This is a genomic window from Herbaspirillum lusitanum (assembly GCF_026127345.1).
Classification (GTDB): domain Bacteria; phylum Pseudomonadota; class Gammaproteobacteria; order Burkholderiales; family Burkholderiaceae_D; genus Herbaspirillum; species Herbaspirillum lusitanum.
In genome coordinates this window covers 785469-803405 of sequence record NZ_QXFG01000008.1, presented here as the reverse complement: position 1 = coordinate 803405, position 17937 = coordinate 785469, and the positions used below count along the sequence as shown (strand labels likewise).

General features: G+C 57.4%; 21 protein-coding genes and 1 pseudogene. 14 read left to right on the top strand and 8 right to left on the bottom strand.

From position 1 onward, the window contains the following. Positions 1-212 precede the first annotated feature (212 nt). The 6 genes from DXT88_RS12115 (at position 213) to DXT88_RS12090 (ending at position 5343) form a co-directional block, all read left to right on the top strand. Positions 213-788 carry a YcjF family protein gene (locus DXT88_RS12115; protein WP_265213699.1) on the top strand — a complete coding sequence of 192 codons (576 nt, stop codon included), beginning with the start codon at positions 213-215 and terminating at the stop codon, positions 786-788. A 135-nt stretch (positions 789-923) separates the two neighbouring features. Further along, on the top strand, positions 924-1718 hold the full coding sequence (locus tag DXT88_RS12110) for a thioesterase II family protein (RefSeq protein WP_265213697.1): 795 nt from the start codon (positions 924-926) through the stop codon (positions 1716-1718). Between the two features lie 73 nt (positions 1719-1791). After that, complete coding sequence (locus tag DXT88_RS12105; protein WP_265213682.1) at positions 1792-2316, top strand: hypothetical protein; 525 nt, start codon at positions 1792-1794, stop codon at positions 2314-2316. Between the two features lie 15 nt (positions 2317-2331). Beyond that, positions 2332-2529 carry a hypothetical protein gene (locus DXT88_RS12100; RefSeq protein WP_265213680.1) on the top strand — a complete coding sequence of 66 codons (198 nt, stop codon included), beginning with the start codon at positions 2332-2334 and terminating at the stop codon, positions 2527-2529. 4 nt (positions 2530-2533) lie between these two features. Beyond that, positions 2534-4180 carry a cyclic peptide export ABC transporter gene (locus DXT88_RS12095; RefSeq protein WP_265213678.1) on the top strand — a complete coding sequence of 549 codons (1647 nt, stop codon included), beginning with the start codon at positions 2534-2536 and terminating at the stop codon, positions 4178-4180. After that, positions 4177-5343: a prohibitin family protein gene (locus tag DXT88_RS12090; RefSeq protein WP_265213677.1), complete on the top strand. Its 1167-nt coding sequence runs from the start codon at positions 4177-4179 to the stop codon at positions 5341-5343. Before DXT88_RS12095 ends, DXT88_RS12090 begins: the two co-directional genes overlap by 4 nt. A gap of 18 nt (positions 5344-5361) precedes the next feature. Here the strand turns inward: DXT88_RS12090 and DXT88_RS12085 are convergent, their stop codons facing one another. Next, positions 5362-5802: a DUF697 domain-containing protein gene (locus DXT88_RS12085; RefSeq protein WP_265213675.1), complete on the bottom strand. Its 441-nt coding sequence runs from the start codon at positions 5800-5802 to the stop codon at positions 5362-5364. 25 nt (positions 5803-5827) lie between these two features. Next, positions 5828-6601: a 4'-phosphopantetheinyl transferase family protein gene (locus DXT88_RS12080; RefSeq protein ID WP_265213673.1), complete on the bottom strand. Its 774-nt coding sequence runs from the start codon at positions 6599-6601 to the stop codon at positions 5828-5830. Between the two features lie 170 nt (positions 6602-6771). On the opposite strand from DXT88_RS12080, the gene DXT88_RS12075 reads away from it, so the two are divergent. The 3 genes from DXT88_RS12075 to DXT88_RS12065 all read left to right on the top strand — a co-directional run bounded on the left by DXT88_RS12075 (position 6772) and on the right by DXT88_RS12065 (position 8553). Beyond that, the gene (locus DXT88_RS12075; RefSeq protein ID WP_265213671.1) at positions 6772-7695 is read left to right on the top strand and encodes a homoserine O-succinyltransferase; all 924 of its coding nucleotides are present in this window, start codon (positions 6772-6774) and stop codon (positions 7693-7695) included. A gap of 165 nt (positions 7696-7860) precedes the next feature. Continuing rightward, entirely contained in the window at positions 7861-8268 is a 408-nt protein-coding gene (locus DXT88_RS12070) for a helix-turn-helix domain-containing protein (RefSeq protein WP_265213670.1), read from the top strand. 39 nt (positions 8269-8307) lie between these two features. After that, positions 8308-8553, top strand: a complete 246-nt coding sequence (locus DXT88_RS12065; protein ID WP_007878713.1) for a CCDC90 family protein — start codon at positions 8308-8310, stop codon at positions 8551-8553. Positions 8554-8604: 51 nt separating this feature from the next. Here DXT88_RS12065 and DXT88_RS12060 read toward each other — a convergent pair whose 3' ends face one another. Together DXT88_RS12060 and DXT88_RS12055 are read right to left on the bottom strand one after the other, a co-directional pair. Continuing rightward, positions 8605-9282: a hypothetical protein gene (locus DXT88_RS12060; RefSeq protein WP_265213665.1), complete on the bottom strand. Its 678-nt coding sequence runs from the start codon at positions 9280-9282 to the stop codon at positions 8605-8607. A gap of 870 nt (positions 9283-10152) precedes the next feature. After that, complete coding sequence (locus DXT88_RS12055) at positions 10153-10725, bottom strand: rolling circle replication-associated protein (RefSeq protein WP_265213664.1); 573 nt, start codon at positions 10723-10725, stop codon at positions 10153-10155. 92 nt (positions 10726-10817) lie between these two features. Between DXT88_RS12055 and DXT88_RS12050 the strand changes: the two are divergent. The 3 genes and pseudogenes from DXT88_RS12050 to DXT88_RS12040 form a co-directional block, all read left to right on the top strand. Beyond that, positions 10818-11075 (top strand): annotated as a pseudogene (locus DXT88_RS12050) (electron transfer flavoprotein subunit alpha/FixB family protein); the annotation flags it as partial. A 307-nt stretch (positions 11076-11382) separates the two neighbouring features. Continuing rightward, positions 11383-11538 (top strand): hypothetical protein, encoded by a 156-nt coding sequence (locus DXT88_RS12045; RefSeq protein WP_016835230.1) that lies wholly within the window; start codon positions 11383-11385, stop codon positions 11536-11538. A gap of 16 nt (positions 11539-11554) precedes the next feature. Beyond that, a complete protein-coding gene (locus DXT88_RS12040) occupies positions 11555-12406 on the top strand; it encodes an NAD-dependent protein deacetylase (RefSeq protein ID WP_407649316.1) in 852 nt (283 codons plus the stop codon). Positions 12407-12449: 43 nt separating this feature from the next. On the opposite strand, the gene cfa is transcribed toward DXT88_RS12040, so the two are convergent. Continuing rightward, positions 12450-13613 (bottom strand): cyclopropane fatty acyl phospholipid synthase, encoded by a 1164-nt coding sequence (cfa, locus tag DXT88_RS12035; protein ID WP_016835228.1) that lies wholly within the window; start codon positions 13611-13613, stop codon positions 12450-12452. A gap of 338 nt (positions 13614-13951) precedes the next feature. On the opposite strand from cfa, the gene DXT88_RS12030 reads away from it, so the two are divergent. Continuing rightward, a complete protein-coding gene (locus tag DXT88_RS12030) occupies positions 13952-14896 on the top strand; it encodes a GGDEF domain-containing protein (protein ID WP_265213663.1) in 945 nt (314 codons plus the stop codon). 136 nt (positions 14897-15032) lie between these two features. On the opposite strand, the gene DXT88_RS12025 is transcribed toward DXT88_RS12030, so the two are convergent. The 3 genes from DXT88_RS12025 to DXT88_RS12015 form a co-directional block, all read right to left on the bottom strand. After that, positions 15033-15452 (bottom strand): DUF6691 family protein, encoded by a 420-nt coding sequence (locus DXT88_RS12025; RefSeq protein WP_265213661.1) that lies wholly within the window; start codon positions 15450-15452, stop codon positions 15033-15035. Positions 15453-15480: 28 nt separating this feature from the next. Then, the gene (locus DXT88_RS12020) at positions 15481-15861 is read right to left on the bottom strand and encodes a YeeE/YedE family protein (RefSeq protein WP_265214154.1); all 381 of its coding nucleotides are present in this window, start codon (positions 15859-15861) and stop codon (positions 15481-15483) included. 117 nt (positions 15862-15978) lie between these two features. Further along, positions 15979-16473, bottom strand: a complete 495-nt coding sequence (locus tag DXT88_RS12015; RefSeq protein WP_265213660.1) for an energy transducer TonB family protein — start codon at positions 16471-16473, stop codon at positions 15979-15981. 315 nt (positions 16474-16788) lie between these two features. Here DXT88_RS12015 and DXT88_RS12010 point away from each other — a divergent pair, with 315 nt between their 5' ends. Further along, complete coding sequence (locus tag DXT88_RS12010) at positions 16789-17937, top strand: putative 2-aminoethylphosphonate ABC transporter ATP-binding protein (protein ID WP_265213658.1); 1149 nt, start codon at positions 16789-16791, stop codon at positions 17935-17937.

Genomic DNA, 17937 nt, shown 5'->3' with positions numbered 1-17937 from the left:
TATGCCCAATAATTTCTGCGGTCTGCGTATATTGAACATGCGTTGAGCATGCATTGTGCATACGTTGTCCGTGTATCGAGCATTGACCAGGTGTTCGACTGATTTCCCGATAGTGACGCTCTGTCAAATGCGGCAGAGTCTTTTCCCGAAGCCTTGAGCTATCCGTCAGGTCTCATGCGCGTCAGGGCGTTTAATTTATGAAGGAGATTGCAATGAAAACTACCGATCAAGCAGAAGAAACGATCACGGCAGAAGCACCGGCAGCAGAACATGCGAATGAGCAGGCAACTGAGCAGGCTGCAAAACTGACGCCGGCCGAAGTCGAAAACGAGGCGCTGCATTCCATCAAAAATCATGCAATGACAGCCATGGGCGTGGGTATCCTGCCGATTCCAGGTCTTGACCTGATCGCGCTGACAGGCGTGCAACTGAGCCTGCTGCGCAAGATCGGCAATCTGTACGGCTTCACGCTGTCCGACGAAACCGGCAAAAAACTACTGGGCGCGGTGCTCAGCGGCTACTTGCCGTTGTTGATTGCCGGTCCGGTCAGCAGCGTCTTGAAGTTCATCCCGGGCGTCGGCATCGCCGCAGGCGTCCTGGCGCAATCCACGCTGGCGGGCGCAACCACTTATGCGGTCGGCAAACTGTTCCTGCAGCACTTTGCATCGGGCGGCACCTTGCTCGACGTCGATACGAAAGAGATGGGCAAAAAGCTGAAGCAGCATGTTCAGGAGGGTAAGGATTTCCTGAAGAAGCATGCGCCCGGCGCCAAGAAAGATGCAATCTGATCCCTGCCGGCACGATTTGCAGGGAATCCGGCAGGAAACCCTGCAAGAAACTGCATGCCGGGAGTGAATGCACTTCCGGTATTTTTTATGCGCCCCCAGGCGGCCGCATGCATCCCGTGGAATGACTGATTTTCGATGACAGCACCAGAAGAATCACGTGCTTGGTTTCCTTTCGGCATGGGCCGGGAGGATGCGCACACACGCTTGTTTTGCCTGCCCTTCGCGGGCGGAGGCGCATCGAATTTCCTTCCCTGGCGCGCCCGGCTGGCCGAGGCCAGTATCGGCGTTGCCCCGGTGCAGTATCCCGGTCACGAGACACGCCTGGGCGAAACGCCTTTGCACGTATGGGAAGACATGCTGGCGGCTTTGCAGAAATCGCTTGCCCCCATGCTTGATCGTCCCTATGCCTTGTTCGGCTACAGCATGGGCGCGCGTCTCGCCTTTGCGCTGGCTGCCAGACTGGCTGCCGCCCGTACGCCGCCCGCGCAGCTGATCGTCGCGGCGCACCTGCCGCCTGATCTGCCGTCGCCGGCCTTACAGGCAGTGGGCCTGGATGACGAGTCGTTCAAAGCACTATTGCTGCAATACGGCGGGATTCCTGTGGAGATGGCACACGAACAGGGATTCTGGGACCTCACGCTGCCGGTCATGCGTGCTGACTTTGCGCTCGCAGCCGCGCCGTTGGACGCGGACGCCTATGCTGGCGCTGCATCTGCCGCGTATCCGATCGCGGGCTATGCCGGCGTCGACGACGTGCATGCCGATGCCCAGGCGATGGCCGGCTGGCGGCGTTTCACGAGAGCTGGTTTCATCTTGAGAGAGTTTGCCGGAGATCATTTCTTTCTCCGCAGCGCCGATATCTGTCCGGCGTTGAACACCGATCTGGCGCTGGCGCGGTCGGCCGATTTATCATCACTTGTCTCCGCCTGAGCGGAGCCGCACAATGAACAACAAAAGAATATTGCCGCCCACCGCTGCGCTGCATGCAAGAAGGAAAAGCCGGTTGACACTGATCGCAACGCTGGCTGGACTAGTCGCACTGACCGGTGTGCTGCCGGTGCAAGCGCGTGCACAGGACGCCAGCCATCATCTTGGCGCAGGCGCTTTCGTGTCTGATCAGCCGCTGCAGGAGCTGCTCAAGAAACGCCGTCCGAAAGGGCTGATCTACCTGGCGGTGCCGCAGGCGATTATGGTCGCCAATGAAGGCGGTAACAAAAAGCCGAGTTGTTCGCCGCAGATCCAGCTGACCAATTCGTCCAACCAGACACTGGAAGAACTCGTCGTCGGCATCCGTTACAAGAAGGCGGGCAAGACCATCGGCAGCACCTTGTCGCGCTTTTATCTGATCAAGACCGGCAAGCAGGACTTGCACTATTTTCCGAGCGTGCTGGACACCTCCGCGTGCGAAGAAACGACCGGCGAAGTCGAAGTCATCCAATGCCTGTACGACACCGGCGAGAGCTGTGCCCAAGACGTGCGGCCGTTGGAGTACGGTGCAGTGCCGTTAAAAATTCAAGACAAGAAATAACAAGGAGCCTTCATCATGCCTATCGCATTTTTAATCTATGTCGTGTTGTGCCTGTTGGTTGCATTCATCGCGCGCAGAAGCAAGCTTGGATCGCTGCGCACGCTGGTGCTGGCGTTTTTGCTGACGCCGCTGGTGGCGTTTATTTACGTATTGCTGTTCGCTGCCCTCGACGACAAGAGCAAGCACTATTCCCACGAGCCGGCAGAGCGCTGATCTGATGCGGCTGACCGAACTTCTTGTCCGCGATGCGCGGACTTCGCTGCAACGCCTCGGGCTGATGGCGCTTCTGGCCGGCGCGGCCAGCACCGGCATACTGGCGATCGTCAATTCTGCGGCCGCCTCGCAGACCGCCCATAGCAACCATCTGGTTGCCGTTGCGCTCTACGGCATCGCCCTGCTGGTGTATATCTTCAGCCAGCGTTATGTCTTGCAGACGACCACCGACGAAGTTGAGCGGATCGTCGACGAGCGTCGTCGCAGCCTGATCCGCAAATTGGCCGACTGCGAACTGCTGGGGGTCGAAAAGATCGGCCACGGCGCTATTTTTTCCGCCATCAACGCCGATACGCAGACCATCTCGCAGACTGCAGGCAGCCTGATTCTTGGCGTCCAGGCGGTGATGATGATCTTCTGGACCACGATCTACATTGCGACCTTGTCGCTGCCTGCACTGGCGCTCGTGGCCGTGGTTCTGCTGATTGCAGCACGCCTGTATCGCAAGCGCGGTGAACGCGCAGGCATCGACTTGCGGCGCGCCCATGAAGAAGTGGTCGCCCTGCACGAAATGGTCGAAGGGCTGCTGGCCGGTTTCAAGGAAGTGAAGCTGTCCAGTCGGCGTGCCGCCGAGTTGTTGCAGGATGCGGTCATGGTGTCCGGCCGGACGGCGTTCTTCCGCTCCCTGGCGCAGCGCGCGCTGGGTGTGAATTTCGTTTTTTCGCAAGTTGCCATCTTCATCTTGCTGGGCACGCTGGTGTTTATCTTGCCGGCATTGAGCACCAGCTTCGCCGACAGCACGGTCAAGGTGCTCACGGCAGTGCTGTTTCTAGTCGGCCCGGTATCTGGCGTGATTTCCGCTGCACCGCAGATCACGGTGGCCAATGCCGCAGCAGAGAATCTGTTGAAACTGGAAAAGTTGTTTGACGAGAACGTCGAAAAAGGCATCGTCGCAGACGACATGCGGGAGGCAGCTGCACCGGTATTTTCAGATTTCAGCACCATCGACTTGCGGCATCTGACCTTTGCGCGAGGCGAGGGCGGCGAACGCTTTGTGGTCGGTCCGATCGACCTGAGCATACGGCGCGGCGAGACCTTGTTCATTACCGGCGGCAACGGCTCCGGCAAGACGACTTTCATCAAGATGCTGACCGGACTTTATCCGGCCGATTCCGGCGAGATCCTGGTTGACGGCAGGCTGGTGGGCAGGGCCGACATGCAGCGCTATCGCGACATGTTCGGCGCGGTGTTTTCCGATTTTCATCTGTTCCCGACACTGTATGGCGTCGAACGCATCGACCGTGAACGCGCGGCCAGCCTGATCGACGAAATGGAAGTCGAAAACAAGGCGCATCTGGACGGCCGCCGCTTTTCTACCGTCGATCTGTCGACCGGGCAGCGCAAGCGGCTCGCCTTGGTGGCGACACAGCTGGAAAATCCGCCGATCATGGTGCTCGACGAATGGGCCGCCGATCAGGATCCGCATTTTCGCGCCAAGTTCTACCAGCTTGTCTTGCCGCGCCTGCGCGCCGCCGGCATCACCGTCATCGCGATTACCCACGACGACAAATATTTCCATCACGCCGACCGCCGCCTCCACCTTGAGGACGGCCGCGTTACCAGTATCTCCAGCAAGGGAGCAGCAACATGAGCACCATCGAAGAATTCCATCCTCCGGTAGCATCCGCGTGGCAGCGATTGCGCCGGCGCCTGCAGTTTTTCAGCAACGATCTGCTGATTGTGGGAGTAATCCTTGTGGTGTTGCTGGCGTTCCTGCTGCCGTCGATGATCGTCACGATTCCGGCCGGCCATCTGGGCGTGTTGTGGAAACGTTTCAACGGCGGCACCGTGATCGATCACGTCGAGAAGGAAGGCACACATCTTATGCTCCCGTGGGACGAGATGTACATCTACGACGCGCGCTTGCAGAGCGTGGAACGTGAATTCGAAGTGCTGTCGTCCGACGGACTGAAGCTGATGGCGACGCTGGCCTGGCGCTTCCGCGTGATCCCCGAACACCTCGGCGAGCTGCATAAATACGCCGGTCCGGAGTACGCCGAGACGCTGCTGGGTCAGTCGGTCGGCGCCCGCGCCCGCGACGTGATTGCGATCTATCGTCCGGAGGATATCTACACCAGCCATCGCCTGGAAATCCAGAACCAGATATCGGAATCGGTGCGCTATGACATCAAGAATCGCTTCAACACGGAACTGCGCTCCGGCCAGAACTGGATCCTGATCGAAGACGTGCTGATCAAGCGCATCGTCCTGCCTGACGGCGTGGAAGACGCCATCGTGCGCAAGAACGTGGCGCGCCACGAAGTCGAACAATATGCCCTGATTGTCGAAAAGGAACAGCAGGAGAGCGAACGCAAGCGCGTGGAAGCGCTCGGCATCCGCAACTTCCAGGAAATCATCAGCGGTGGCATGTCGGATGCCTACCTGCGCTGGCGTGGCATCGAAGCGACGCTGGAACTGGCCCGCTCAGAAAACGCCAAGGTGGTCGTGATCGGCAGCGAAAAGACCGGCGGTTTGCCGTTGATTTCGATTAACGGCGATGGCGTGCCGCAGGACAAGAAGGACGCCAAGAACAAGCCTGCTGCGTCGCGCGCCGATCTGGGCAAGGGCGACACCGGACTTGAGCTGAAATCCGGAAGCCTTACCGGCAAGGGCGCGGGAGCGGCAGAGAAGCTCTCTTCAATAAAGCCTGAACCCGCCGCCGTAAAACCGGTTGCGCCGATACCCGACCTGCAGGCGCGAGAAACCCATCGCAAGGAGCCACGCCCCTCGCTCGATCATCCTCCAATGCGCTAGGCCATTCGGGGTGCCGGGTCAGGCCCTCATTTCAGACAATGAGGGCGTGATTTCGGCAGGCGAGGGCAGGTCAATGCGTCCGGTGGCGATCAGGCGCTCCAGCAACACTTCGCCGAGGACATAGGTATACGCCGCGCTCAGGCCAGCCGATGGTAGGGTGCCGGCAAAGTAACTGGCGAAAGAGAGATAGCGCAGTGCGGTCGCGCTGATGCTGCCTGGCGAAAAGCCTCCCAGGATGCCGGTGATGACGTCGCGCGCCGCGTGACGATTAAATTCGGCACCGTAAATCCCACACAGCTTCTGAGCCATCCTGATCTGCACCGACATCGCCACGGCCATGTCGAGCAAAGGCACGGGAATGACCATGCTGACGCCGGCCATGGACGTGTGCCGGACGATCACATCCTGCGCCTGTAAGCGATACAATCCGGCTCTGGTGATTGGGGTAGGCACACTCATGTTTTCTCCTCTGGGCGCCAGCCGATCACACCGATCCGGTGCCGATGTTCAGTTGCCAGATGCGAATCTGGCGGCAGTCGCCATGCGCGGAAACCGCGCCGACATGATCGGGCGTCGGCGGCAGATCGACGCAATGCCAATTCGGTAACTCGGTGCCGGGCGGGGCATGCCTGAGCCAGTCGGTCGCGTCGATGCCACAGTCCACGGCGTAAGAATCCAGCGGTAGCGACAATCCGCGCCCGACGGCCTTTGCCACAGCCTCCTTGCGGCTCCAGCAACGCATCATCGCCTGAGGTGCATCAGATGCCTCGCGTATCGATTGCCGTTCCTGCGGATGGAACGACGTCGCGATCTCGGCAAAATCGGCGGGAGCCTGCGCGGACTCGATATCGATTCCGATCTCGCAATCGCGTGCCAGCGCCAGCCACACCTGCATTCCCGAATGGCTGATATTGCCCTGTAGCGAGGCGCCGGGAAAGACCGGTTTTCCCCAGGGATTAAGTTCGAATTCCTGTATGCCGCGCATGACGCCATAAGCAAGCGCAGCTCGGCGCAGCAGGGCGCGGCCATACAAATGCCTCAGCGCATCCTCGGTGTGCAGGAAACGTCCGGCGCGCTCTTGCTCGGACAAAGACGTATATTCATAGCAACAATTCGGTATCCCAGCAAACAGCGCTGGCGCCAGCGTGACGCTGATACACAGCGCGGCATGGAGAGGCAGCACGGGAAACGTAATGTCCAGCGCAGCCTGCGCGGAAAGTACTGCCGGAGGGATCATCTGCAAATCAGGTGCAGCCATGGTGAATCGTTTGGATTGTCGGTCTGGTTGAACAAAGATGGCGTCGTTGAATTCAGCCGACAGTGTATGCGAGGGGACGACTGCCAGACGGCTTTCTAAAAGGTGAGACGCACGGTATAGCCGCTAAAAATACCGATGATACTATGCTAAATAAAAGACATCAGACGCCCATGCCCATCAAAATTCCCAAAGGTTTGCCAGCACTATCCACGCTCAAAATGGAGGGTGTCATGGTGATGGACGAGCAGGGCCCGGCAGTTCAGTCTCAGCGGCCGTTGCGCATCGGTTTGCTGAACCTCATGCCCAACAAGATCAATACCGAAACCCAAATTGCCCGCCTGCTGGGATCCACGCCATTGCAGGTCGAACTGAATCTCATCAAGACTTCCAGCTACGTCCCGAGGAACACATCAAGCGAACACATCGCATCGTTTTACTGCGACTGGAGCGACATCAAGGAGCAGAAATTCGACGGTTTCATCATTACCGGCGCATCGATAGAAAAGATGCCTTTTGAGGAAGTCGCTTACTGGGACGAACTCACGCATATCTTCCAATGGACTCAAACCAACGTCCACAGTTGCCTCAACATCTGCTGGGGAGCCCAGGCGGCGATGCATTATTTCCACGGCATGCCGAGATACTTGCTGAGTGAAAAAGCTTTTGGCGTATTTAGTCATCACGGGCTGGATAGCGGCTCGCCTTACCTGAAAGGTTTTCCCGACGATTTTGACATTCCGGTATCGCGCTGGATGGAAATGCGGCGCAACGACATTCCACCCGGCAGCGGTATATCCGTACTGATCGACTCGTCGGAAACGGGGCTTTGTTTGCTCAACGATCCGCGTCACCACGCGCTTCACATCTTCAATCACATCGAATACGACTCGACCACGCTTGCCGACGAATATTTCCGCGACCGGGACGCGGGAAGAAGCATTCATCTTCCACGTAACTATTTTCCAGAAGACTGTGAAACCAAGTCTCCCAGAAACCAGTGGCGTGACCATGCGCATCTGTTGTTCGGTAACTGGATCAACCAGATTTTTCAAACGGCGCCGGCGGATCCGCTCACTATTGGCTGCGATCGGTAGAACTGTGAGAGGGGTAAGTCTGCGAGCCGATCAACAAGAGAGCTTTTTGCTGAACAGTGCGTTTATCCGGGTTTTTCTCAAACATATTACATTTTACATAATGTAAATTATGCGAAACTTGCGATCTAGAATAACAGCACAAAGATACTTGTAAGAATCTCAACAATGCTCAAAACGGCAACACTTTCCGTCCCCGTTGCCGATACCTCCTTCACACCAACTAATCCGAAAAACATCATGCGTTATCCAAACTCACGTTACGGTAATCCGGTTGAATTTCAGTACTATGCCCAAGGCCAAACCGCCGAGGAAATCGGCAGACGCCTCAAGCGCAACAAACACACCGTGCACCGCTGGCTTACAGGCAAACAGAAAATGCCGTGGTGGATTCCCGAAATCCTCCGGCTCCAGCGCCTTGAATATGACCTATGGATGCATCAGGTCGGTCTAGGCCATCGTCGCACCAAATTAGGCGTAACCCGCGCCGACGTGATCGCCTTCCCGGACTTTCGGCCTCCCGTCGACCAACCAACCAGCCCAGACACCGGCCACGGCAACAGCCAGGCTGCTTAATCTCACTCAGTGCTATACTTTTGACAGGAACCCATTGATATGACCACCGTGACCTTTGACACCCACCAGTTCATTAAAAAGCTAGAAGCTGCCGGCTTAGCCGAAGCTCAGGCGGAAGCTATCTCCGAAGCAATTAAAACCGCATCGGACACAGCTGATACAGTTTCGAAAAAGGACCTGCAAATCGAACTGGCTCCGATCAGAACTGATTTGACGCTCATGAAATGGATGCTTGGTCTTATCGTCGCAGGCGTCGCCGCCCTCGTTCTGAAATCGTTTTTCTGACGATACCAAGCCACAAAAAAAACTAAAGCCCCGTGAGGGGCTTTTTTATTTTCATTTCATTGGCATTAACCAGCTAAGCGCTGCAACCACCGCAGCGAACACCGCGATAGCAAGGGTTATCTCCGCAGAATAACGTTTGACAACATTTTCTTCTCTCGTGAAGATCAAGCGTCCAGAAGGGAAAAATTTATTCCTGAAAACGGCAAGGATGCCAAAGACGACCAAAATCAAAATCCACGCTACGAACATAAAAGTAGAAATTTTATTTCCGTCTTTATATATTCCAAGGACAGTTGGAAGATTCGTCATGATAACCAGAAGCACTCCAAATGGCATCAAAGCCAACATCCGGTACCAACACTTATGATTTTGGAGGAATGACACAACGACTTCTATACCGCCAGCACACCACGCTTCGTCCTCCCCGCGAGCTAATACCACGGCCCGATTAAAGAAAGATAGACTCGTCATGAGGCGGATGGATTTTCCGCCTTTTGATATAGATAAAGTAAAGTCACTTGCCGAACTAGCGACTAACTTGTAATCCTTAATTTCCTCAACGGAATTAAAGCTCAAGCTCTCCGACCTATTGAGATTAATAGTGATTTCACTATGAAGGTATCCATCTCCGTCGAATAACTTCAAAAGTCTTTGCCAAAGCAAATCTAACTCGGCCAAATCGAGACTAAACGCTGGCAAGTTCCGACGACGCTCGATTTCTCTTTTCATATTATTTTTCGCAGATGAACATCGCAAAAAAGCCCCGATTAAGGGGCTTTTTCATTAAAACGACCGTATGTAGTGTTTTAAATATCGTTTCAACAACATATTTCACTGCACTGTTTAAAAAAACAGTACTATTGAAATTGTCTCTTCAAAGCCGCCAGCGATGAAAAGGCATTCCTTCAACTTTATGGACTTTATATTATGACATATAGATATCTTATTGCATACGATTTGCATCGCCCAAGCCAGCATTACGAAGCGCTTCGAAAGCGGATTGAGTCATTGGGTATTGCTGAACACATTCAACTTTCTCTCTATAGGCTTCAAAGCAACCTGACGCTTGATCAAATTTATGCAGCCCTATTACCTCATGTGGACCTAAATGATGATCTAGAAATAAGCCGCGTTGCAGAAAGTCGACGATGGTCCCCACAAACTAGTGCGACAAATCGATTGTTGGGTTTAGCGTTGGCGGCTTATCGGCCAAAAACAGAGGCTCCATCTCCGATGACCTATGGGCTATTAGGAGGCCAAGCAAACAAACTGGCGAAAAGATAATTTAAAGAGGGGGGCAGCACCGGCTGTTTTCCACCCGGTGCTGCAACTGAAGTTTACAGATCGCCTCTGTACATAAATTTCAACGATAAGTCGTGTATAGATGGCTTACACAAGAGCCACATACAGGCCTTCCTCGCCGCGCGCAAGCAGCTCTCGTCTCTACTTCTGATTGACAGGCAAAAATGGTTTCAGTTGATAGAATTAGTGGGAACGCTACATGACTTCCCGTCCTTATCCATTTCGCCTTCAAATAAGTGGTACTCCGCAGTACTACCTTTTTTATACATCGTATAAACAGACATTTCCCCTCCAGTCTTAAAATGGTGTTTTTATGTTTAAGTCCGCGATATATGGTGCTGTAGCGATCCATATCACGTCAAGCGCTTTGTTGTACCAAAACTGAGCACCATCAAGTAAGCCAGATTCAGCGATGGCAAAGGCGGTTTGAACGGCACCCAAGGCCGTCACGCTGGCAATCGGCCAGCTTTGCACCTCGGGTTTCGGAATGCCTCTCGAGGCAAAATAGCGTTTCTGATCGAGGTCTCGGCAATCCATTTCCTTTGCGCAGTATTTGGCGATGTAAGCGGCCAGCTTATGCACGCCCTCTTTGCCAAAACCGAATTTCGACGGATTACGCACGTCGATGTTGGACATTGAGCGCCCTTGCTCATCGACGCCGACGATGCTCGACCAGATGGAACGCAGCAAGTGATAGGACTGACGGCCATTCACGGCCACATGAAAATGCAGTGCCCCACGCTCCTGCTCCTCGATGACAGCGACGTAGTGAAATTCCCTATGCTTACGCATGCGGCGACGGAATCTATCCCAATGTTTCAAGGCCGTTTCCCGGTCGGTCATGTTGGCGCGATAAGTCAGCGTAATCATGCGATCAGCGCCGATGGTTTTGCAGGCTTGGCGCACTCTCTTCTTCGCCGCCCTGCCTGCAACCGATTCGTTACGCTCCCTGTTCTCGGACTCGCCGCGCGGTCGACGCGGGCTATGTGCCGAACGACTGGCAAGTGGGTCAGACCGGCAAGATCGTGGCGCCGCAGCTGTATATCGCGGTCGGCATCTCCGGCGCGATCCAGCATCTGGCGGGCATGAAGGATTCCAAGGTGATCGTGGCGATCAACAAGGATGAAGAAGCGCCGATCTTCTCGGTGGCCGATTACGGCATCGTCGGCGACTTGTTCGAGGTCGTGCCGCAACTGGTTGCGGCGCTCGGCCAGCCATGAACAATACGTCGTCGTTGTCGGCTGGGATGCGCTAAGGGCAACAGAGATGCGGGGCGTGGAAAATGTGCAAGACTTTGATTTGCAAGAAATATCTTATTCTGCTTTCGTTGTTCGTTGCCTATCAGAAAAATATTTTCCTGCTACTTTCTTCATCTTTACCAAGCGCTATTTGCACACAACTCACGAGTGAAAGAAGCCGAAGCACTCCCTCCACGCCCGACACTATCGTTTTGATCAATGGTACGATCTCATCGCTAGCCGTTCCGGGACTCGGCGGGCACTTTCATCAACATCAACAAGATCATTCATGAAACGAGTCATCACCTGCATCCTCATCGGCGTCATCCTCTATTTCCTGATGCCGGTCATCACCAAATTCATCCCGCAATACCGCCTGGCGGTCTGGTCGATTACAGCAGCGCTGGTGTCCTTCATTGTCACTGCGGGCATGGATCGGGTCTGAGGAAACAGCTTCTTTGATGGAAAAGATGTCCAGCCAGCTTGATGCGGACGTGGCGGCGCTGACCGCGTTCATGGCGCCGCATCGCCATGTGCTGGTCCTGAGCGGCGCCGGCATCAGCACGGCGTCAGGCATTCCCGACTATCGCGACGCCAACGGCGTGCGGCGCGGCAAGGCGCCGATGGAAGGCCCTGCCTTCCGCAGCTCGGAAGCCATGCGTCGACGCTATTGGGCGCGCAGCATGATCGGCTGGCCCAAGCTGGCCGGGACCGCGCCGAACGCCGGTCATCGCGCGCTGGCGATGCTCGAACACGCCGGCAAGGTTTCCACCATCCTGACGCAGAACGTCGACGGCCTGCATCAGCAAGCCGGCAGCAGCAACGTCATCGAATTGCATGGCAACATCCACCGCGTGGTCTGCCTCGATTGTGCAACGATGCACACGCGCCGCAGCGTGCAGGACCTGCTTGAACAGACCAACCCTGAACTTGCCGCCGGCGATGCGGCGGCCTTGCCCGACGGCGATGCCGATCTGGAGACCGGCGCCCTCGCCGGCTTCCATGTGCCGCCTTGTCCGGTATGCGGCGGCATGCTGCAACCCGACGTGGTGTTCTTCGGCGACGGCGTCCCGCGTGCGCGCAGTGAGGCGGCCGAACGCGCGGTGGCGTCCGCCGATGCAGTACTGGTGGTGGGGTCCTCGCTGGTGGTGTTTTCGGGCTACCGCTTTTGCCGCATGGCTGCGGAAGCGGGAAAGCAGATTGCCGCGATCAACCGCGGCGTCACGCGCGCGGATCCTTTGCTGTCGCTCAAATGCCAGGAGGCGGCGGAGTTGCTGTTGCCTTTGCTGGCGAATCGTCTGGCTTCAGGCTGAATTCAGCCTGAACAGAGGATTCGCCTTCGGGATGTCAATTCGATCAGATGCGTTCGCGGCGATAGCCGCCCATCACACCCTTCTTCGACAACACCCATTGCCACAGCTGGATATCGCGGGCGCGGAATGCGCCGGCGCAGGACAGCAGGTAATAACGCCACATGCGGCGGAAGCGCGCGCCCAGTTGCGCCTCGAAACGCGGCCATGCGGCTTCGAAGTTGCTGTGCCAGGCCATCAGCGTCTTGTCATAGTCGGCGCCGAAGTTGTGCAGATCCTCCACCACGAACAAGTGATCGAAGGCGTCGCCCATCTGGCCGATTGATGGCAGGTCGCCGTTGGGGAAAATATATTTGTCGATCCACGGATCGGGAGAAGACTTGCGCTGGTTCTTGCCGATGGTGTGCAGCAGGAACAGGCCGTCATCGGCCAGGCAGCGATGCGCAACTTCCATGTAGGTGCGGTAGTTGCGGCGACCCACGTGTTCGAACATGCCGATGCTGACGATGGCATCGAAGCGTTCATTGAGTTCGCGGTAATCCTGTAGCCGGAAGTCGAGCGGCAGATGGCCGTAGCGCTCTTTCGCCAGCGCAATCTGTTCCCTGGAAATACTCACGCCCACCGCTTCGACGCCGTAGCGTTCGGCGGCAAAGGCCATGAAGCTGCCCCAGCCACAGCCGATATCGAGCACGCGCATTCCCGGCTTCAGTTGCAGCTTGCGGCAAATCAGGTCGAGCTTGGCTTCCTGCGCGTCTTCCAGCGTGGTCGCCGTGTTCCAGTAGCCACAGGTATAGGTCATGCGCGAATCGAGCATGGCGGCGTAGAAATCATTGCCAAGGTCGTAGTGCACTTCGCCGACCATGCGCGAGCGCTTGAGGTTCTGGCGATTCATGAATTTCGCCGCCAGCACGTGGCCGACCAGTCGCAGCGGCTTGATGTTGTCGGTCAGTCGCGTGCGCAACAGCCGCGAGAAAAATTCGTCGAGCTGTTCGGCGTCCCAGTCGCCGTCCATGTACGCTTCGCCGAGACCGAGGTTGGCTTGCGAGAAAGCGCGTTCCGGCACACCGGCGCGATGCAATTGAATATCCCAGGGATTGCTGCCGTTGATGCGGATACCGCCGTGACCGAGCATCTCGGCCAAGGCGCGGAAAATTGCCGAATCTTGTTGGAGCTCGCCGGGCGAGCTGATTGCGGAGGCATTCGAAGACATGTGCTGCGTTCCTGTTTGATGAGTTGAGGGGCGAGTGCGCTGCTCGGGCAACGTCGAATCTTTCTGCAAGTCATGTACTAAAAGATAAATCAGACGAAAGTCTTTTGCACAATTGATTAAATCTTTTAAATCAATTGATGGTGGCTATTGACGCAATAACGTCGGCGACATCCTCCGCAATCCCGCTGCCGGCATGGATTGGCAGCGAATTCCCCGGAATTTTTCCAAACATTTTCGTGCAGATTTCATGCGCCTTGCCACACGCCGGGTTATCCTTGCGACAATCTTCCCTGCCGCCAATGACTGCGCGCCTCACTCCAAACGCATCGCCACACCACATGACCAGACAAGTAGAAAAACAAATGGAGCCCGACAGCGCCGTCTATAAAACCTTGCTCGAATCGACCAGGGCGATACCCTGGAAAATCGACTGGGCCACCATGAAGTTTGCCTACGTCGGTCCGCAGATCGAAGCGTTGCTGGGCTGGACGCCGGAGAGCTGGGTATCGGTGGAAGACTGGGCTGCGCGCATCCATGCGGAGGACCGCGAAGGCGTGGTGAATTTTTGCGTGGCGCAATCGAAGGCCGGCGCCGACCATGAAGCCGACTACCGCGCCATCACGCGCGATGGCGAACACGTCTGGATCCGCGACGTGGTGCACGTGGTGCGCAAGCCGGACGGCGAAGTCGAAGCGTTGATCGGCTTCATGTTCGACATCACCGAGCGCAAAAAGAATGAAGCGCGGCTGGCGGAATTGCAGAAGGAACTGGAAGCCCTGTCCTACCGCGACGCCCTTACCGACGTCGCCAACCGGCGCATGTTCGACTCGGCACTGGAAGTCGAATGGGCCAACGCCGTCCGGAACCGTACGCCGCTGTCGGTGATCATGCTCGACATCGATTACTTCAAGCAGTACAACGACCACTACGGCCACATCCGCGGCGACGCCTGCCTCAAGCTGATCGCCGGCGTGCTTGGCAAGGCCGCCACGCGCACGCGCGACTTCTTCGCGCGCTACGGCGGCGAAGAGTTCGTGCTGATCCTGCCCGAAACCGATCGCGCCTCCGGCCTCAAGGTGGCCCAACGCTGCCGCAAGCTGGTGGTGAAGGAAAAAATCCCCCACGAAAAATCACAGGTTGAAAGCGTCGTCACCATCAGCCTCGGCATGGCAACCATCGTGCCATCGCGCCAGGATCAGCGCATCGAATTCATGGAAGCCGTCGACAAGCGCCTGTACATGGCCAAGCAACGCGGACGCAATTGCATCGTCGCTGAAGATTGAGTTTCTGCAGGATGCGCCGACCGCCTCGGTCGGGTGGCGCAGCTGGATTTCCGGCACCCGGACGGCTTCGCCCGGCACGATTTCCATCTCGGCCAGTTTGGCCGGACCGGACAGCGCATAACGGCCTCGGGCCTTCTCACCGCCGTCTCAGGCGCTCCAGCTGATCGAAGAGCAGCATGCCGGCAATCATTGCCGCAACGAATCCGATCGCCTTGGGGTAACCGGCGGCAGCTGAGACCAGCGCTGGACCGGGGCAGAAACCGGCCAGACCCCAGCCGATGCCGAACACTGCGCTGCCGGCGATCAGCCGTACCGTTAGCGACGCTGCGGCGGGGATCTGCATCGGCAGGCCCAGTATGGAACGGCGCCGCCGGCGTGCAAGGAAGAAAGCCGGTGCGCCCAGCAGGATGGCGCCCATCATCACAAATATCAATGATGGGTTCCACAGCCCGAACAGATCGAGGAAACCCATTACCTTGGCCGGGTCGGCCATGCCCGAAACCATCAGTCCAAGGCCAAATAAAAGACCTGCAAATAATGCGCTTACAGTAGCCATGTCGTGTTCTTCACGTTCTTCACGTTCTTCATGCTGCGACCAGATGCAGTTTGACAAACACCGTCGCAAAACCCGCCGCCATGAACGTCAGCGTCGCGACGACTGAGCGTAGGGAGCCGCGCGATATTCCGCAGACGCCGTGGCCGCTGGTGCAGCCGCCGGCATAACGCGTTCCGATGCCGACCAGGAAGCCGGCCGTCAGGATTTCTCCCCAGCCGGACTGAATCTTGATGTCGATTCCTACGCCGCCCCCGATCGCGATCACGGGCGCCAGCATCATGCCGATCAGAAAAGCCGCACGCCATGCAACATCCTTTTCCGGCAGACCGAGCAAACCGCCAAGGATGCCGCTGATGCCCGCTATCCTGCCATTGAACAGGATCAGCAAGGCGATCGCCCCACCGATCATTAAACCGCCTGCCAGCGACAGGCCCGGTGTGAAATCAACCAGATTGATCAACTCAATACTCCATGCGAGGAAATTAAAAAAAGGAATGGCGATAGCCGTTTTCGTTCGGGAGCCTGCTCACTCTCCCTTTTGCGGCTGCGCGATGGTGCGCAACTGGAAGCGGCCGTCGTTGTTGAACAGCCAGGTCTCCGACAACTCCACCCGGCCTCCTCGGAGCAAGACAGCCGGCGGTTTGGGGAATGGCGCCGTGCTGCGCAATGTGGCCAGCGCGGTGGCCTCGGTGGTCTTGTCCTTGTTGGTGCGCACCACTTCGCTGCGCACCAGGTTGCCGTCCTTGTCGACCACGTACTTGATCACGATGACGGAACGCAGCAAAGCCTGCGGACGTTCGATGTGGACCTTGGTCGAGTTGACCTGGGAAATCCGCCGCGCCAGATCCTCCTTGTACGCGTCCAGCGAGTTGGCGGTGGAGGTGCCGTCGGGCGTGGTGTTCACCTGTTCGATGATTTCCTTGGCGGTGGCGTCGCGGTTGGCCTGGGTGTCGGGCTTTTGCGACGAACAGGCCGACAGCAGTGCGGCGCTGATGCTCATCAGTGCTGCGGCGGTTTTCATCGTTGACTTGTTCAAGGCGTAATCCATGGCAAGGGAAAAGATCGGAATCGTCATTAGACCATACTGATTGGACCACGCCGCCATACCGGTACGTTCCCGCTATTTTCCGGACACATGCCGATCAGGTTTTCGGGCAGAGAGAAGCTTGCCCGACGGCAGCGGATTCATTGCCGGGAACACATCATCCATAACCTCACCCTATGGATGAAATCCATTCCATATATAACGCCGCAACTGTCATCCAGCGGTCATATTAGCTACGTAATATCCGCTCACTTTCTGGCCGAACCCGGCATATCCTGACGAAAGAGCGCGATGCTTACTCCCTTGTCCGTCACTGCCCCCGCATCTGCACCTGAATCCACTGCCGCCGCCGAAGCTATCTCTCCGACCTCCGCGACCTTCCTGTCGGTCCGCAATATCCGCAAACGCTTCGGCGCCTTCACCGCGCTCGACAACGTCTCGCTCGACGTGCGCCAAGGCGAAATGGTCTGCCTGCTCGGCCCTTCCGGCTGCGGCAAGACCACCCTGCTGCGCACCATCGCAGGCCTGGAGAAACAGGACGACGGCGCCATCCACGCCCACGGCACGGACATCTCGCACCTGCCGCCGCAATCGCGCGACTACGGCATCCTGTTCCAGTCCTATGCGCTGTTCCCCAATCTGACGGTGGCGCAGAACGTCGCCTACGGCCTCAATGCGCGCCGCCTGTCGCGCGCGCAAATGCAACAGCGCGTGGCCGGGATGCTGGACATGATCGGGCTGTCCGGCAGCGACAAGAAGTATCCCGGCCAGCTCTCCGGCGGCCAGCAGCAGCGCGTGGCGCTGGCGCGCGCGCTGGCGCCCTCGCCTTCGCTGTTGCTGCTCGACGAGCCGCTGTCGGCGCTGGATGCGCAGGTGCGTGAACACTTGCAGCTGGAAATCCGCCGCCTGCAAAAACAGTTCAACATCACTACGCTGATGGTCACGCATGACCAGGAAGAAGCGATGGTCATGTCGGACCGCATCGCCATCATGCAGCACGGCCGCATCGAACAATTCGACACGCCCGACCGCATCTACCGCCAACCGGCCACCCCCTTCGTCGCCGACTTCATCGGCCAGGCCAACTGGCTGCCGTTCCAGCGCCTGTCGCCGCATCAGGTCAGTGTCGGCGCGCTCACGCTGACGGTCGACGAGGCGCCGCGCCAGCACATGGGCAACAATGACAGCGGTCGCCTGTTCTGCCGTCCGGAAGCGGTCGACGTGCTGCCTGCCGCCGATGCATCGAACCGGTTTTCGGCGCGTGTGGTCGACCAGATCTATCTCGGCGACCGCTACCGCATGATGCTGGAGCTCGACGAATTGCCGGGCCGGCGCCTCATGGCCGACGTCGCCAACGACGTGCGCGCCCGCCTGCCGGACGTCTCCGCCCAGCGCATGTGGATCGCCTTGCCGCAGCACTCGCTGCACTTGTTTGCCTGA

Bases quoted from the DNA above. Each gene is read 5' to 3' on its own strand.
- DXT88_RS12115 (WP_265213699.1), top strand. From the start codon at position 213: ATGAAAACTACCGATCAAGCAGAAGAAACGATCACGGCAGAAGCACCG.
- DXT88_RS12110 (WP_265213697.1), top strand. From the start codon at position 924: ATGACAGCACCAGAAGAATCACGTGCTTGGTTTCCTTTCGGCATGGGC.
- DXT88_RS12100 (WP_265213680.1), top strand. From the start codon at position 2,332: ATGCCTATCGCATTTTTAATCTATGTCGTGTTGTGCCTGTTGGTTGCA.
- DXT88_RS12095 (WP_265213678.1), top strand. From the start codon at position 2,534: ATGCGGCTGACCGAACTTCTTGTCCGCGATGCGCGGACTTCGCTGCAA.
- DXT88_RS12090 (WP_265213677.1), top strand. From the start codon at position 4,177: ATGAGCACCATCGAAGAATTCCATCCTCCGGTAGCATCCGCGTGGCAG.
- DXT88_RS12085 (WP_265213675.1), bottom strand. From the start codon at position 5,802: ATGAGTGTGCCTACCCCAATCACCAGAGCCGGATTGTATCGCTTACAG.
- DXT88_RS12080 (WP_265213673.1), bottom strand. From the start codon at position 6,601: ATGGCTGCACCTGATTTGCAGATGATCCCTCCGGCAGTACTTTCCGCG.
- DXT88_RS12075 (WP_265213671.1), top strand. From the start codon at position 6,772: ATGCCCATCAAAATTCCCAAAGGTTTGCCAGCACTATCCACGCTCAAA.
- DXT88_RS12070 (WP_265213670.1), top strand. From the start codon at position 7,861: ATGCTCAAAACGGCAACACTTTCCGTCCCCGTTGCCGATACCTCCTTC.
- DXT88_RS12065 (WP_007878713.1), top strand. From the start codon at position 8,308: ATGACCACCGTGACCTTTGACACCCACCAGTTCATTAAAAAGCTAGAA.
- DXT88_RS12060 (WP_265213665.1), bottom strand. From the start codon at position 9,282: ATGAAAAGAGAAATCGAGCGTCGTCGGAACTTGCCAGCGTTTAGTCTC.
- DXT88_RS12055 (WP_265213664.1), bottom strand. From the start codon at position 10,725: ATGATTACGCTGACTTATCGCGCCAACATGACCGACCGGGAAACGGCC.
- DXT88_RS12045 (WP_016835230.1), top strand. From the start codon at position 11,383: ATGAAACGAGTCATCACCTGCATCCTCATCGGCGTCATCCTCTATTTC.
- DXT88_RS12040 (WP_407649316.1), top strand. From the start codon at position 11,555: ATGGAAAAGATGTCCAGCCAGCTTGATGCGGACGTGGCGGCGCTGACC.
- cfa (WP_016835228.1), bottom strand. From the start codon at position 13,613: ATGTCTTCGAATGCCTCCGCAATCAGCTCGCCCGGCGAGCTCCAACAA.
- DXT88_RS12030 (WP_265213663.1), top strand. From the start codon at position 13,952: ATGACCAGACAAGTAGAAAAACAAATGGAGCCCGACAGCGCCGTCTAT.
- DXT88_RS12025 (WP_265213661.1), bottom strand. From the start codon at position 15,452: ATGGCTACTGTAAGCGCATTATTTGCAGGTCTTTTATTTGGCCTTGGA.
- DXT88_RS12020 (WP_265214154.1), bottom strand. From the start codon at position 15,861: ATGATCGGTGGGGCGATCGCCTTGCTGATCCTGTTCAATGGCAGGATA.
- DXT88_RS12015 (WP_265213660.1), bottom strand. From the start codon at position 16,473: ATGAAAACCGCCGCAGCACTGATGAGCATCAGCGCCGCACTGCTGTCG.
- DXT88_RS12010 (WP_265213658.1), top strand. From the start codon at position 16,789: ATGCTTACTCCCTTGTCCGTCACTGCCCCCGCATCTGCACCTGAATCC.